This is a genomic window from Janthinobacterium sp. BJB301, from assembly GCF_002735685.1.
Classification (GTDB): Bacteria; Pseudomonadota; Gammaproteobacteria; order Burkholderiales; family Burkholderiaceae_D; genus Janthinobacterium; species Janthinobacterium lividum.
In genome coordinates this window covers 44,440-59,785 of record NZ_PDZJ01000004.1, presented here as the reverse complement: position 1 = coordinate 59,785, position 15,346 = coordinate 44,440, and the positions used below count along the sequence as shown (strand labels likewise).

General features: G+C 65.0%; 12 protein-coding genes. 2 read left to right on the top strand and 10 right to left on the bottom strand.

Translation table 11 applies throughout. The features are described from left to right. Position 1 precedes the first annotated feature (1 nt). From ccoO to CSQ91_RS22255, 10 genes are all read right to left on the bottom strand, one after another. Positions 2-616 (bottom strand): cytochrome-c oxidase, cbb3-type subunit II, encoded by a 615-nt coding sequence (gene ccoO / locus CSQ91_RS22300; RefSeq protein ID WP_099389668.1) that lies wholly within the window; start codon positions 614-616, stop codon positions 2-4. A gap of 15 nt (positions 617-631) precedes the next feature. Continuing rightward, a complete protein-coding gene (ccoN, locus tag CSQ91_RS22295) occupies positions 632-2,059 on the bottom strand; it encodes a cytochrome-c oxidase, cbb3-type subunit I (protein ID WP_034782722.1) in 1,428 nt (475 codons plus the stop codon). Between the two features lie 182 nt (positions 2,060-2,241). Next, entirely contained in the window at positions 2,242-2,418 is a 177-nt protein-coding gene (gene ccoS, locus CSQ91_RS22290; RefSeq protein WP_099389667.1) for a cbb3-type cytochrome oxidase assembly protein CcoS, read from the bottom strand. A 2-nt stretch (positions 2,419-2,420) separates the two neighbouring features. Continuing rightward, a complete protein-coding gene (locus CSQ91_RS22285) occupies positions 2,421-4,853 on the bottom strand; it encodes a heavy metal translocating P-type ATPase (RefSeq protein WP_099389666.1) in 2,433 nt (810 codons plus the stop codon). 22 nt (positions 4,854-4,875) lie between these two features. Further along, positions 4,876-5,646 (bottom strand): sulfite exporter TauE/SafE family protein, encoded by a 771-nt coding sequence (locus tag CSQ91_RS22280; RefSeq protein WP_099389665.1) that lies wholly within the window; start codon positions 5,644-5,646, stop codon positions 4,876-4,878. 9 nt (positions 5,647-5,655) lie between these two features. Further along, on the bottom strand, positions 5,656-7,104 hold the full coding sequence (gene hemN / locus CSQ91_RS22275) for an oxygen-independent coproporphyrinogen III oxidase (RefSeq protein WP_070257883.1): 1,449 nt from the start codon (positions 7,102-7,104) through the stop codon (positions 5,656-5,658). A gap of 24 nt (positions 7,105-7,128) precedes the next feature. Then, the gene (locus CSQ91_RS22270; RefSeq protein WP_034782732.1) at positions 7,129-8,796 is read right to left on the bottom strand and encodes a methyl-accepting chemotaxis protein; all 1,668 of its coding nucleotides are present in this window, start codon (positions 8,794-8,796) and stop codon (positions 7,129-7,131) included. Between the two features lie 195 nt (positions 8,797-8,991). After that, the gene (locus tag CSQ91_RS22265; RefSeq protein ID WP_257217444.1) at positions 8,992-11,052 is read right to left on the bottom strand and encodes an EAL domain-containing protein; all 2,061 of its coding nucleotides are present in this window, start codon (positions 11,050-11,052) and stop codon (positions 8,992-8,994) included. 93 nt (positions 11,053-11,145) lie between these two features. Further along, complete coding sequence (yiaA, locus tag CSQ91_RS22260) at positions 11,146-11,577, bottom strand: inner membrane protein YiaA (RefSeq protein ID WP_034782737.1); 432 nt, start codon at positions 11,575-11,577, stop codon at positions 11,146-11,148. Between the two features lie 85 nt (positions 11,578-11,662). Then, on the bottom strand, positions 11,663-12,610 hold the full coding sequence (locus tag CSQ91_RS22255; protein ID WP_034752497.1) for a DUF808 domain-containing protein: 948 nt from the start codon (positions 12,608-12,610) through the stop codon (positions 11,663-11,665). Between the two features lie 181 nt (positions 12,611-12,791). Between CSQ91_RS22255 and CSQ91_RS22250 the strand changes: the two genes are divergently transcribed. Both CSQ91_RS22250 and CSQ91_RS22245 read left to right on the top strand, forming a co-directional pair. After that, on the top strand, positions 12,792-13,433 hold the full coding sequence (locus tag CSQ91_RS22250) for a LysE family transporter (protein WP_070257886.1): 642 nt from the start codon (positions 12,792-12,794) through the stop codon (positions 13,431-13,433). A gap of 111 nt (positions 13,434-13,544) precedes the next feature. Next, positions 13,545-15,293 (top strand): DUF6600 domain-containing protein, encoded by a 1,749-nt coding sequence (locus CSQ91_RS22245; protein WP_099389664.1) that lies wholly within the window; start codon positions 13,545-13,547, stop codon positions 15,291-15,293. Positions 15,294-15,346 lie beyond the last annotated feature (53 nt).

The window sequence follows — 15,346 nt, the reverse complement described above, 5'->3', positions numbered from 1 at the left end:
GCTAATTCCTTGTTTTGATTAATGTACCGAGGCCTTGCAGATAGGCGACCAGGGCGTCTTCTTCCGTCTTGTCCTGCAGCTGCGCGGGGCCGGCGGTGATCTCTTCATCGCTGTACGGCTGGCCCAGGCGTTTCAGGGCGCGCATCTTCGGCATGATCTCGTCAGGCACCAGCTTGGTCTTCGCCAGCCAGGGGTAGGACGGCATGTTCGACTCGGGCACCACGTCGCGCGGGTTGTTCAAGTGCGTGCGGTGCCATTCGTCGCTGTAGCGCGCGCCCACGCGGGCCAGGTCGGGGCCCGTGCGCTTGGAACCCCACTGGAACGGACGGTCGTAGACGAATTCGCCGGCGACCGAATAGTGGCCATAGCGTTCCGTTTCCGCGCGCAGCGGACGCACCATCTGCGAGTGGCAGTTGTAGCAGCCTTCGCGCACGTAAATGTCGCGGCCCGCCAGGCGCAGCGGCGAGTACGGTTTCAGGCCGGCGACGGGTTCCGTCGTGCTCTTCTGGAAGAACAGGGGAACGATCTCGACGGCGCCGCCGATGCTGATCACCACCGTGACCAGGGCGATCAGCAGCCAGGGGTTTCTTTCAATCCATGCATGTGAAAATTTCATTTGCTTTCGCTCCTATCAGGCGTGCGCCGCGTTCAGTTCCGGAATGCGGGCGACGGGGAGTTTGCTGCCGCGCAGCGTCATCCAGGTGTTGTAGCCCATGATGCACATACCCGACAGGTACAGCAGGCCACCGGCCACGCGCACCACGTAGTACGGATACGTCGCTTTCACGCTCTCGACAAAGGTGTAGGTCAGGGTGCCGTCCGGATTGACCGCGCGCCACATCAGGCCCTGCATCACGCCGGCGATCCACATTGCGGCGATGTACAGCACGATGCCGATGGTGGCCACCCAGAAGTGCACGTCGACCAGGCGCGTGCTGTGCATCTGCGTGCGGCCAGCCAGGCGCGGCAGCAGGTAGTAGATGGAACCCATGGTGATGAAGCCCACCCAGCCCAGGGCGCCCGCATGCACGTGGGCAACGGTCCAGTCGGTGTAGTGCGACAGCGAGTTGATGGTCTTGATCGACATCATCGGACCTTCGAAGGTGGCGATGCCGTAGAACGACAGCGAGACGATCATGAATTTCAGGATCGGATCGGTGCGCAGCTTGTGCCAGGCGCCCGACAGGGTCATGATGCCGTTGATCATGCCGCCCCAGCTTGGTGCCAGGAGGACCAGCGAGAAGACCATGCCGATCGATTGCGTCCAGTCAGGCAATGCCGTGTAGTGCAGGTGATGCGGGCCGGCCCACATGTAGGTGAAGATCAGCGCCCAGAAGTGGACGATCGACAAACGGTACGAGTACACGGGGCGCTCGGCCTGTTTCGGGATGAAGTAGTACACCATGCCCAGGTAGCCGGCGGTCAGGATGAAACCCACCGCGTTATGGCCGTACCACCACTGGATCATCGCGTCCTGCACGCCCGCATACGCGGAATACGACTTGGTGAACGAGGCTGGCATGACGGCGCCATTGACCACGTGCAAGATCGTCACGGCCAGGATATAGGCGCCGAAGAACCAGTTGGCCACGTAGATGTGCTTGACCTTGCGCTTGATCAGGGTGCCGAAGAACACGATGGCGTAGGCGATCCAGACGACGGCGATGAGGATGGCGATAGGCCATTCCAGTTCGGCGTATTCCTTGCCGCGTGTCATGCCCAAGGGCAGGGTGACGACGGCGCACAGGATCACCGCTTGCCAGCCCCAGAACGTGAAGGCGGCCAGTTTGTCGGAAAACAGGCGCACCTGGCAGGTGCGCTGGACAACGTAGTACGAAGTAGCGAACAGGCCGCAGATGCCGAAGGCGAAAATCACCGCATTCGTGTGCAGCGGACGCAAGCGTCCGTATGTCAGCCATGGTATGTCGAGGTTCAGGGCAGGCCAGGCCAGCTGAGCGGCGATGATAACGCCAACCAGCATGCCGATGATGCCCCATACCACAGTAGCGACCGCGAATTGCTTCACGATCTTGTAGTTATAGTTCAGCGATTGATCCACAAAGACTCTCCCTGGAATTACTATTTATGATGGTGGCCAGAGAGTAAGTGTTTGACCGCGAAAAAACTTTGATGTGGATCAAAATTCCCCGGATGAAATAAGCGTAGCGAACTGGCATCGAAATAAAGTGATATTTCGGTCAAAAAAGCCATGCAAGATCCCGGCAATCCGGGCGGGTGAAATCAGGGATGCGGTTCGCCGGGCGCCGGCTTGGCCGTCTTATCGTCGTCCTGCAGCACGCGCAGGCCTGGTCCGACGAGGTCGTCGAACTGGCCGCCGTCCGAGGCCGTGAAATACACCCACAGGGCGATGAAGACGACCACGACGCTCAAGGGGATCAGGAGGTAGAGTGCTTCCATGTTCAGGCTTTCCGCAGGCGCAGGGCGTTGGCGATGACGACGGCCGAGCTGGCAGCCATGCCGACGCCGGACAGCCAGGGGTTCAGGAAACCCAGCGCGGCGGCCGGGATGGCCGTCAGATTGTACAGGGTGGCCCAGCCCAGGTTTTCGCGGATGATGCGCATGCTGCGCGCGGCCGTTTTCGCCGTGTCGAGCACGGACACCAACTGGCTCGACAGCAGCACGGTGTCCGCATGCGCCTGCGCCAGGGCGGCGCCGGAACCCATGGCGAAGGACACGTCGGCACCGCTCAGCACGGCGGCGTCGTTGATGCCGTCGCCCACCATCGCCACCACGGCGCCCGTCGCCTGCAACTGCTGCACGAAATCGAGCTTTTCATCGGGCAGGCATTCGCCGCACGCCGTGTTGATGCCCAGTTCCGTCGCCACGCTTTGCGTCAGCGCTTCCTGGTCGCCGCTGAGCAGCACGACCTGCTTGCCGCGCCGCTGGAAATACGCGACCACGTCGCGCGCCTCGGGGCGCAGCGCATCGCTGAGTAAGAAGCGCGTCAGCCAGCGCCCCTGCGTGCCCAGGTACAGCGGCGTCATGCCCTGCATGCCGACGGCCGTGTCGCCCAGCGGCGGCCCGGCGATGGCGGCGACAAAGGCCGCGTTGCCCAGGCGGTAGCGCACGCCATTGATCACGCCTTCGAGTCCCTGGCCCTGCACTTCCTGCAATTGCTCCGCATGCGTGCGCGGCTGCGGCTGTTCCCCTGCCGCCGCCAGGATCGCCTGAGCCAGCGGATGGGCGCTGCCCGCTTCCAGCGCGGCGGCCACCTGCAGGCAAGCATCCTCGCTCATGCTGCCGAGTCCCTCGATTTGCCGCAGCACGGGCCGGCCCAGCGTCAAGGTTCCCGTCTTGTCGAAGACGATGTGGGTGGCGCGGTGCAGGGTTTCCAGCACATGCGGCTGGACGATCAGCACGCCGCGCCGCAGCAGGCTGTCGGTGGCCGCCGCCAGCGCCGTCGGCGTGGCGAGAGACAGCGCGCAGGGGCACGAGACGACCAGCACGGCGATGGCCACGGGCCACGCCTGCGACGGGTCGTGCCAGCTCCAGAAGGCGAACACGGCGATGGCAAACAGCAGCAAGCCCAGCACGAACCAGGCGGCGACCTTGTCGGCCCACTGCGCGATCTGCGGCTTGCCGCTGCCGGCCCGTTCGATCAGTTTCAACAGGTCAGACAGGGTGCTTTCGCGCGCCGGTTTCAGCACGCGCAAGATGAGCGCCGCGCTGGCGTTGATCGCCCCGCCCGGCACCCGTTCTCCCGTTTTTCTCCGTTGCGCCGCGCTCTCGCCCGTCAGCAGGGATAAATCGAGCGCGCTCGTGCCTTCGACGATGATGCTGTCGGCGGCAATCGCCTCGCCCGGTTTCACCAGGATGACGTCACCGACGGCCAGGCTGCCGGCCGGCACCAGCGTGGTGGCGCGGTTGTCCGGGAAGCCCGCCATCAGCGACGCGGAGGCGGGCAAGGCGTGCTGCAGGCGCTCGAGGGCCGAGGCGGCCTTGCGGCGTGCCTGCAGCTCGAAATAGCGGCTGCACAGCAAGAGGAAGATGAACATCGTGGCCGAGTCGTAATACACCTCGCCGCGGCCCGTAAAGGTCGCCACCACGCTGCCGAAGAAGGCCGCCAGGATGCCCAGCGCCACGGGCACGTCCATGCCCAGGGTGCGCGCGCGCAGGCTGGCCCAGGCGCCCTGGAAAAACGGCATGGCCGAATAGCAGATGGCCGGCAGGGTCAAGAGCAGGCTGGCCCAGCGCATCAGGCTGGCCATATTGTCGTCCAGCGTGCCATCCTCGGCCAGGTAGGCGGGCGCCACGTACATCATCACCTGCATCATCGACAGGCCGGCCACGAACAGCTGGCGGCCCAGGGTCTTGCTGGCCTTTTGCAGGCGCTCGCCATGGCGCACGGCATCATACGGATAGGCCGTATAGCCGACTTGGCGCACGGCTTGCAGGATGTCGCCCGGCTCGCATTCGGCGCGGCTCCAGCGCACGTACAGGCGCTCCGTGGCGACGTTCAGGCTGGCTGCCTGCACGCCGGGCAGGCGCGTCAGCTGGCGCTCGATCAGCCAGACGCAGGCGGCGCAGCGGATGCCTTCGACGGACAGCGTCGCTTCGCAGCTGCTGGCGTCGCGCGCGAATTGCGCATCGTCATTGCTGTACAGGCGCAGCTCGGGCGGCATCAGGGTGGCATCAAACGCGTTGACGGCGTATTCATCGCGGTCGCGGTAGTACGCGCTCTGGCCGATGTCGACGATGGTTTGCGCCACCGCTTCGCAGCCGGGGCAGCACATGGCGCGCGGCACCTCGTCGATGGTGACGTTCCAGCTGGAACCGCTCGGGACGGGCAAGCCGCAATGGAAGCAGGCGGAGGGTTGTAAAACAGCATTCATAGGTTTGGTTTCATGCGTCTTTTCATGGATGGCCCGTGACGCACAGGGCGTCGAGCCAGCCCAGCGACACGCCATTCGCGGCGCGCAGCAGGCCCAGCAAGCCAAAGCCCAGCACCAGCAAGCCGCTGGCGATGCGCACGGGACGGCGCTGCATCTGCGTGCGCAAGCGCGTGCCCAGCAAGCCCATGCCCAGCAGGGTGGGCAGGGTGCCCAGGCCGAAGGCGGCCATGGCGGCCGCGCCGTTCAGGGCAGAACCTTGCATCATGGCCGTCAGCAGCGCGCTGTAGACCATGCCGCACGGCACCCAGCCCCACAGGCCGCCCACGGCCAGCGCCTTGAACGGCGTATCCATCGGCATCAGCGGTTTCAGCAGGGGGCGCACGCGGCGCCAGACGACATTGCCGGCCGCTTCCAGGTGGGCCAGGCCGCGCCAGGCATCCATCAGGTACAGGCCCAAAGCCACCAGCATCAGGTTGGCCAGCCAGTAGCCGGCCACCTGCAATGACGCCAGGTGCAGCATGCCGGCGCCCGCCAGGCTGCCGGCCATGGCGCCAGCCAGCATGTAGCTGCCTATGCGCCCGCCGTTGTACGCCAGCACGCGCAGCACGTTCGTTTGCACGCTGGTCTGCAATGCGGGGCGCGCCACGGCGATGGAAATGACGGGGCGCACGGGCGCCGCCGGTGCGCCCCCGCCCAGCGACAGGGCGCCGACGATGCCGCCGCACATGCCGATGCAGTGCACGCTGCCGGCCAGGCCGACCAGGAACATGGGCACGAGGCTGAGGGCATTCATCGCGCTGCGCTACACCGTTTTCGAGTAGCGCAGCGGCTGCACGGCGTCGGGCGCCGTGTTGGCGCGCGCCAGGGTCAGGTAGCGGTCGAAGACCATGCAGATATTGCGGATCAGCAAGCGCCCTTTCGGCGTCACCGTCAGCCAGTCTTCCTCGATGACGAGCAAGCCGTCGCGCGCCAGTTCGCGCAGCTTGTCCAGCTCGGCGGCGAAATAGCTGCGGAATTTGACGGGGTGCGCTTGCTCGATGCTGGCGATCGACAATTCGAAATTGCACATCAGCATCTGGATGATGATACGGCGCAACAAATCGTCCGTATCGAGCTTGATGCCGCGCGCGATCGGCAACACGCCTTCGTCGAGCTTTTCATAGTACGCGTCGAGCGTCTTTTCATTCTGGCTGTAGACGGCGCCGACGGAACTGATGGCCGACACGCCGCAGGCGATCAGGTCCGCTTCCGCGCGCGTGGAATAGCCCTGGAAGTTGCGGTGCAAACGGCCCTGGCGCTGCGCCACGGCCAGATCGTCCGTCGGCTTGGCGAAATGGTCCATGCCGATGTAGACATAGCCGGCGGCCGTCAGGCGCGCGATGCACAGGCCCAGCATGGCCAGCTTGGTGGCGCTGTCGGGCATGTCGGCGTCGAGGATGCGGCGCTGCGGCTTGAACAGGTGCGGCATGTGCGCGTAGTGGTACAGGGCGATGCGGTCGGGGCTGGCGGAAATGACCTTGCGCAAGGTTTCCGTCATGGTATCCAGGCTTTGCTTGGGCAGGCCGTAGATCAGGTCGATGCTGATCGAGCGGAAACCGGCATCGCGCGCCGCCTGCATGATGGCCACCGTTTCCGCTTCCGGCTGGATGCGGTTGACGGCCTTTTGCACGTCGGCGTCGAAATCCTGCACGCCCAGGCTGATGCGGTTGAAGCCTTGCGCGCGCAGGGAAAACACGCGCTCGCGCGACACGGTGCGCGGATCGATCTCGATCGAATATTCGCCGTCTTCATCGGACGCGAACTCGAAATGCTGGCGCAAGTGCGCCATCAGTTCGTCCATCTGCTTTTCGCTCAGGTAAGTGGGCGTGCCGCCGCCGAAATGCAGCTGCTCGATCTGGTTCATGCCGGCAAACAGCTTGCCCTGCATGGCGATTTCCTGTTTCAGATAGCTGAGGTAGGTAGCGGCCTTGCTGCGATCTTTCGTGATGATCTTGTTGCAGGCGCAGTAGTAGCACAGGGTGTCGCAGAACGGCACATGCACGTACAGCGACAGCGGACGGCGGCCGCCGCGCATGCGCAGGGCGGCCAGCGCTTCGAGGAAGTTGCCGTAGCCAAATTCCGCATTGAAACGGTCGGCGGTCGGGTAAGACGTGTAGCGCGGGCCGGACTGGCTCATCTTGCCGATGATGACCGGGTCGAATTCGACGACGGCGTCCAGGTCGGCGGAAGCACTGCTGAGTAGTGTAGGCATGGTGTGTATGAAGTCTTGAAAGGTTTAGGCGGCCAGGCGTTTCATGGCGGGTTTGCCGGCGTTCGCGGCGCCCGCAGCACCTGATTTTCCGCCAGGCATGGCGACGCGGCGCGGTGGCGGCATCTTGCCGAAATTGAACAGGCTCACGGCTTGCGACAGGCTGGCTGCTTCTTCCGCCAGACGCGTGGCGGCCGCGGCGGCTTCTTCCACCAGGGCCGCGTTCTGCTGCGTGACCTGGTCCATGTGGGCGATGGCCTGGTTGACCTGGTCGACGCCGATGCTCTGTTCGCGCGAAGCGATGGAAATTTCCTGCATGATGGCCGTCACCTGCTTGACGGAGCTGACCACCTGTTCCATGGTGGCGCCGGCGCGGTTCACCTGCAGCATGCCGGCGCCCACCTTGCCGACGGAAATTTCAATAAGTTGCTTGATATCCTTGGCTGCCACGGACGAGCGCTGCGCCAGGTTGCGCACTTCGCCCGCCACCACGGCGAAGCCCCTGCCCTGCTCGCCGGCGCGCGCCGCTTCCACGGCCGCGTTCAAGGCCAGGATGTTGGTCTGGAAGGCGATGCCTTCGATCAGGCCGATGATGTCGACGATTTTCTTCGACGAGGTGTTGATCTCGTCCATGGTGGTGATCACTTCGGAAACGATCTCGCCGCCCTGCACGGCCACTTTCGAGGCGGCCACGGCCAGTTCATTCGCCTGCACCGAGTTGTCCGCATTCTGTTTCACGGTCGACGAGAATTCCTCGATGCTCGAGGCCGTCTCTTCCAGGCTGGCGGCCTGCGATTCCGTGCGGCCCGAGAGGTCCATATTGCCGACGGCGATTTGCTTGGTGGCCACGGCCATGGTTTCCACGTTGATGCGCACGTCGCGGATGGTGGCGATCAGGTTGCTGTTCATCTGTTGCAGCGCGCGCAGCAGTTGCCCCACTTCATCCGTGCTTTCCGTTTCAAAACTGCCCGACAGGTCGCCGGCGGCAATGGCTCGCGCGCCGTTCAGGGCCTTGCCCAGCGGCTTGAGCACGGACATGCGCAAGGTGTACCAGAGGAAGACGTTGATCAGGAAGCCGAACAGGGTGGCGCCGAAGATGGCGTAATTGGTGATCTTGCCGCCGCTGGCGAACAGGCTGATGACGCACACCAGCAGCTGCAGACAGTTGACGATGGAGGTGGCGGCCCAGATGCGCAGGTTGAGCGACATGTGCGTCAGGTTGTGCAGCAGGTGCGCCAGGCCCGGGCGCACGATCTGTCCGTTCTTGATGACGATGTTGCCGCCTTCCTTGTTGCGGATGGCCGCATAGGCTTCTTCGGCCGCCTTGACCTGGTCCTTGTCCGCTTTCACGCGCACGGACATGTAGCCGATGGTCTTGCCCGCTTCGCGGATGGGCGTGACGTTGGCGCGCACCCAGTAAAAGTCGCCGTTCTTGCAGCGGTTCTTGACCAGGCCCGTCCACGGCGTACCGGCCTGGATCGAGGCCCACAGGTCGGCAAACGCTTCGGCCGGCATGTCCGGGTGGCGCACGATGTTCTGGGGCGAACCGAGCAGCTCTGCCTCGCTGAAGCCGCTGACCTGGCTGAAGTAGGGGTTCACATACACGATATTGCCGTTCATATCCGTTTTCGACACGATGGCCTGATCGTCCAGGACGAGGACTTCACGGTTAGTCACTGGCAAATTTTGTCGCATGGTCGCGGCTTCCTGATCAGTTAAATAGGCAATTGGTGAGTAAGACTTGCACGATTGCAAGAATGGAGATCAGTGTAAGGAGTCGCCTGCGCAAATTTATTGATGTAGATCAAAATCCTCCAGATTGGTCGTGCTTGCACGCATTTAGCGATAGCAATGCGGCATTGTTTTAAAGGCACTGGTTGTCGGCAGCGGCTAATCGATACCCGCCGTCAGGGGGCGCAGGCTGCCCACGGCGTAGCCTTGCGCGTAGTCGATGCCCAGTTCGCGGATGACGGCCAGGGTGGCATCGTCTTCCACGTATTCGGCCACCGTTTTCAAGCCCATCACGTGGCCCACCTCATTGATGGCCTTGACCATGGCGCGGTTGATGGCATTGGTGGCGATGTCGCGCACGAAGACGCCGTCGATCTTCAAATAGTCGACGGGCAGGGCCTTCAGGTAGCCGAACGAGGAAAAACCGCTGCCGAAGTCGTCAAGCGAAAAGCGGCAGCCCAGGGCCTTGAGCTGGCGCATGAACACCTGCGCCTTGGGCAGGTTGGCGATGACGGCCGTTTCCGTGATTTCAAAGCAGATTTGCTCGGGGGCAATCGCGAATTCTACGAACTGTTCGGTGATGTAGTCGTGCAAGCCGGCATCGGCCAGCGACATGCCCGACAGGTTGACGGAATACAGGGCCGGTGCGCGGCGCCGGCTTTCCGCCAGCGCGGCCAAAGGCGGCAGGCTGTCGCGCACGCTCTGGATATGGTGGCAGACGGCACGGATGACCCAGCGGTCGATGGACAGCATCATGTCGTAGCGTTCGGCGGCCGGAATGAAGGCGCCCGGCAAGATCAGGTCGCCCTGGCTGTTGTGGATGCGGATCAGCACTTCGTCGTGGTGTTCCGGGCTGTCGTGCAGGTGCACGATGGGCATGGCGTACAGGCGGAAATAATCGTGCGCGAACGCTTCGTTCAGGCGCGAGATCCACAGCATTTCGCCATGCCGCTGCGCCAGCATGACGTCCGACTCCTGGTAGGCATGGATGCGGTTGCGGCCCTGCTCCTTGGCCAGGTAGCAAGCCTGGTCGGCGGCGCTGAGCAGCTCGCTCATGGACTTGCTGTCCTCGTTGATTTCCACGATGCCGATGCTCACGCCCAGCTCGAAGCTGCGGTTATCCCAGGCGAAACGGAAGTCGCGCACGGACTGGCGCAGCTGTTCGCCGATCTGGCGCGCATGCTCGAGCGGACAGTGCGGCAGCAGCACGCCCAGTTCATCGCCGCCGAGGCGCGCCAGGATGTCGCTGTCGCGCATGCGCGCCTGCAGCATCTTGGCCAGCAGCTGCAGCAGCACGTCGCCGGCGCCATGGCCGCTGGTGTCGTTGATGACCTTGAACTGGTCCAGGTCCAGGTACAGCAGCGCATGCATGTGGCCATCCTGCTTGGCCGTGTGCAGGGCGCCGGCCACCAGGTGTTCGAATTCGCGCCGGTTGATCAGCCCCGTCAGGGCGTCGTGCGTGGCTTGCCACGACAGTTGCTGACTCAGCTTGCGCTCGTGGCTGACGTCGCGGAACACGACGACGGCGCCGAGGATATCGCCGTCGCGCGACCAGATGGGCGCGGCCGATTCTTCGATGGCGATGCGCCGCCCTTCGCGCGTGATCAGTTGCGAGCGGGGGGAAATGCCGATGGCCTGGCGCTGTTGCAGGCAGCGCATGGCCACGTGCTCGCGTGCTTCGCCCGTGCGTTCATCGGCCAGCGGCATGGTCTGGCCGATGTCCCGGCCCTGCGCCAGCTCGTTGCTCCAGCCCGTCAATTGCTCGGCCACCCGGTTCAGGTAGCGCGTCTTGCCGTGCGGATCGGTGGTGATGACGCCATCGCCGATGGAACTGAGCGTCACTTCGGCCAGTTCCTTGCGCTCGGCGATCATGAGCTCGCGCGCCATGTGTTCGGTGATATCCCAGATGATGCCCAAGGTGCGTTCGGGCTGCCCGCCGGCATCCATGAAGATGTGCGCCTTGGCCGCCAGCCAGTGTTCGCTGCCGTCGGGCCAGACGACGCGGTATTGCAGGGCGTAGCCGCCGCGCCGGCGCACGCCGTCCTGCAGCACTTTGATCACCTTGTCGCGGTCGCCGGTGTGCACGCAGTCGAGAAAGCTGCGAAATGGCTGCGTCAGCGCGCGCTCTTCCAGGCCCAGCAAGGTGGCGCCCTTGGCCGACCAGCTGACCGTGCCGTCGATGACCTGGCCATCGACGATGCGCGAATCCCAGATCGCCATGTGCGCCGCCTCTAGTGCCATCTGTAAACGTTTCTGCTGGTCGCCCATCATCCTCTCCCGACATGGATACAGGAATAGACGTGCTGCTGCTATTTAAGTTCCCGGTGCCTCGGCGGGCGAGGCGGCCGAGGCACGCGCCACGTCGCGCACATTCTTTTGCACGGCGACGGCGGCAAACAGGCTGAGCAGGAATGCCATGGCATAGAAACCCTTCTCGCTGTTCTGCAGGGTGGCGTTCCACAAGCCGACCGTGAGCAGTAGCAAGGCCAGCAGCACGGAAATCCAGCACAGGCCGAAATAGATGCCCGTCACGGCGATGCCTTCGGCGCGGTCGCGCACGGATTTTTGCAGCGAGATGGCGGCGAACAGGCCATACATGAGGATGGTGAAGTAATAGCCCTTTTCGTTGAGCGCCATGCTGGCGTTCCACAGGCCGGAAAGGTAGGTGATGGCGCCGATCAGCAATGCCGCCCAGGAGGCGCCGATAAAGGCGCTGCTGGGACGTTGGATGGGGGAAGTCTGCATAGGGTCTCCATGGGCAGGCAAGCGCCGCCGGCATGGCCGGGGCGGCAGGCACGGATGCGCCTGCCGTCCCATCAGACCAGAAAGTTTATTTGCTTGGCTTGACCATGCGCAATAAAGCTGACACGGCCGTAACGCCGGCCAGCACCAGGCCACCGGCGATGAGGCCGGCCACCGCGTTGATCAGGCTGGGCGTGACGGCGGCCAGCACGGGGCCGATGCCGGCCACGCCGCCGACGGCTGCTTCCGCATGGTGCAGCATGCCGCTGGCCCACGGCCAGCCGTGCGTCAGGATGCCGCCGCCGACCATGAACATGGCCAGGGTGCCCACGACGGAGAGAAATTTCATCAGTTTCGGCGCCGCCGACACGAGCATGCGGCCAAAGCCGCGCACGCCATCCATCAGCGCGCCCGCGCCCTTGCGCGCCGCCAGGTAAAAGCCCGCGTCATCGAGCTTGACGATGCCCGCCACCAGGCCGTACACGCCCACCGTCATGATGAGGGCGATGCCGACGACGACGGCCACCTGCTCGGCGAAGGTGGCCGCGGCCACCGTGCCCAGGGCGATGACGATGATTTCCGCCGACAAAATGAAATCGGTGCGGATGGCGCCCTTGATCTTGTCCTTTTCCAGCGCGACGAGGTCGACCTGCGGGTCGCGCAGCGCCTGTGCCAGCTCGGCCTTGTGGCTGTCGTCCGGGTGCAGATACTTGTGCGCGATCTTTTCGAAGCCTTCGAAGCACAGGTAGGCGCCGCCCACCATCAGCAGCGGCGTGATGGCCCACGGCGCGAACGCGCTGATGGCCAGCGCGGCGGGCACGAGGATGGCCTTGTTCTTCAGCGAGCCGACGGCGACGGCCCAGACCACGGGCAGTTCGCGCTCGGCGCGCACGCCGGCCACCTGCTGCGCGTTCAGGGCCAGGTCGTCACCGAGCACGCCGGCCGTCTTCTTGGCGGCTACCTTGGTCATCAGGGAAACGTCGTCGAGGATGCTGGCGATGTCGTCGAGCAGGGCCAGCAGGCTGGAGCCGGCCATCTCAGCGCGCTCCCACGGTGGTGGCAGGGCATGGCGGAGCGAGGAAAGTGTTGTTTTTCATGATGTTATTCTTGGTTGTACGGCAAGGAGGTGTGTGAGTGCGATCTTACCTCAGGGCGGGCCGGCAAGGCCGCACTGAGCGGGTTAAAATTGTTCATCGCCACCATTTTTTGGAAACCGCATGCACTTCGCCACCTGGATCACCTTTGTCATCGCCGCCTCCATCATCGCCGTCTCGCCCGGCTCGGGCGCCGTGCTGTCGATGTCGCACGGCCTGTCGTACGGGGTGAAAAAGGCCAGCGCCACCATTCTCGGCCTGCAGCTGGGGCTGCTGGTGGTGCTGGGCATCGCCGGCGCCGGCGTCGGTTCCTTGCTGCTGGCCTCCGAAGTGGCCTTCAATATCGTCAAGACGGTGGGCGCCTTGTACCTGATCTACCTGGGCCTGTCGCAGTGGCGCGCCAAGGTGGCCGTGACGGGCGACCTGCATGCCGACGCCGTGGTGCCCTCCATGGGCCGGCGCGTGCTGACGGGTTTTTTGACCAATGTGACGAATCCGAAAGGCATCATTTTCATGGTGGCGGTATTGCCGCAATTCATCAGCCCTGCTGCGCCCCTGCTGCCGCAACTGCTGATACTGGCCGTCACCATGTGCACGATCGATCAGGTCGTCATGCACAGCTACGCCTTCCTGGCTTCGTCGATGCAACGCTTTTTCCGCGATGCCAGGGCCGTGAAAAAGCAGAACCGCTTCTTTGGCGGCTTGCTGATGGCTGTCGGCACGGCCTTGTTCTTCGTCAAGCGCGGTGGCCAGGCGGCATCCTGAGCCAGATCAAGTTGCAAACATTTGTAAGCCCGCTTGCGATGCCCGCCCGATAGGACTGTAATCGGGGTGTTGTCTACCTTTCATCTCTGTCCGTCCTGCCTGGAGCGCGCCATGCGTCCGATCCTGTCTTCCCCCTTCTTGAACACCGTGTGCGCCGTGCTGCTGTCGTCGGCGTGCTCCCTGGCCCTGGCCGAGGACCCGCCCGCCCGCGTGGGGCGCATTTCCACCGTCGAAGGACAGGTGCTGGTGCGCGCCGGCGATGGCGAGGCGCAAAACGCCCTGCTGAACTGGCCCGTCACCACGGATAACCGTTTGACCACCCAGCGCGGCGCGCTGGCGGAGTTGCGCGTGGGCGCGGCCGCCGTGCGCCTCGATGGCGATTCCGAGCTGGAAGTGAGCGAGCTCGATGACGACAGTTTCAAATTGCATCTCAGCTATGGCACGGTCAGCGTGCGTGTGCGCAATCCCGACGCGCTGCGCGGCTTCGAGCTGACCACGGCCCAGGCTCGCGTGATCCTGACTCAGCCCGGCTGGGTGCGCATCGAGGCGGGGCGCCAGCCCGGCACCAGCATCGTCAGCGTGCTCGACGGTGCGGCCGACGTGGATGGGGCGACGGGCAGCGTGACCTTGCGCGCCGGCAAGCGCGCCGAGCTGACGGACGAGGAATTGCGCACGGGCGCCTTGCAGAGGATCGCCTTCGACAACTGGCCCGAAGCCTTGCCCGCCGCCGCGCCGGCCTTGCGCTATGTCACGGACGATACCACCGGCTATGAAGAGCTGGACCGCTACGGCGCCTGGCAGGACGACGCGGAATACGGCCCCTTGTGGCTGCCGAGCACGGTGCCGGCCGGCTGGGCGCCGTACAGCGACGGGCGCTGGACGTGGATCGCGCCGTGGGGCTGGACCTGGGTGGACAATGCGCCGTGGGGCTATGCGCCCTCGCACTACGGCCGCTGGGTGCTGCTGGGCCACCGCTGGGGCTGGGCACCGGGGCGCGAGCGCGGCCGCGTGCCCTGGGCGCCGGCCCTGGTGGGCTGGGTCGGCGGCAGGCCTGATCGCGGTTCGCAGCATGGCCAGCGCCCTGGCGTCGGCTGGTTTCCCCTGTCGCCGCACGAGCGCTACGTGCCCGGCTACCGCGCCAGCGCCGAGTATGAACGCCGCATCAACCGCGTCGCCGAAGGGCGCCGCCCTGTGGCGGGCGAACGCGAACGCCGTGCAGGCATGACGATGCTGCCGGGCGAGCGTTTTGGCGGCTCGCGCACGGTCGACGTGCCGCGCCGCAACCGTACCACCATGCCGCCGCCCGTCATGCAAAGCTTGCCGTTGAGCACGGCGCCTGCGCCGGCGGGCAACTGGCAGCGTCCTTCCGATGCGCCGCGCGGCGACAGGGAGTTCCGGCGCGACTGGGGCAACCGCCCTGGCCGCTTGCAGACGGACGATGGCCAGACGCACATGGCGCCCCGTCCCATGCAGCCGAACCGCCCGCCCGTGCCGGCACAGCCGCAACAGCCGCCGGTGCCGCCCCAGCCCGTGATGCCGGCGATGCCGGCCTTGCCACCCGTGCAAGACCCGGCGGCGCACCCCGGCTGGCGTGGCGAGCAGCGGCCCCGTGCCGAACGGCCACTGCCGCGCCCCGTCATGGAACGCCAATTTGATGCGCCGCGCCCGGACCGCGCGGAACGTGGCCCCCGCCGCGAAGTGCTGCAAACGGCGCCGCCGCCGGCCATGCCTGCGCCTGCGCCTGCCGCGCGTGCGCCACAGGAGGCGCGCAGTGCCGAGCGCCCGATGCCGCCGCGTGAGCGCAACCATGAGCGCGGCGGTCCCGGCCGCAATGGCCGGATGCAGGAAGTGGAGCGCTGACGGCCGCGCCGTCTGTCGCGCCGTATCGACGTTCAAGCCGCAAAATGCGCAGT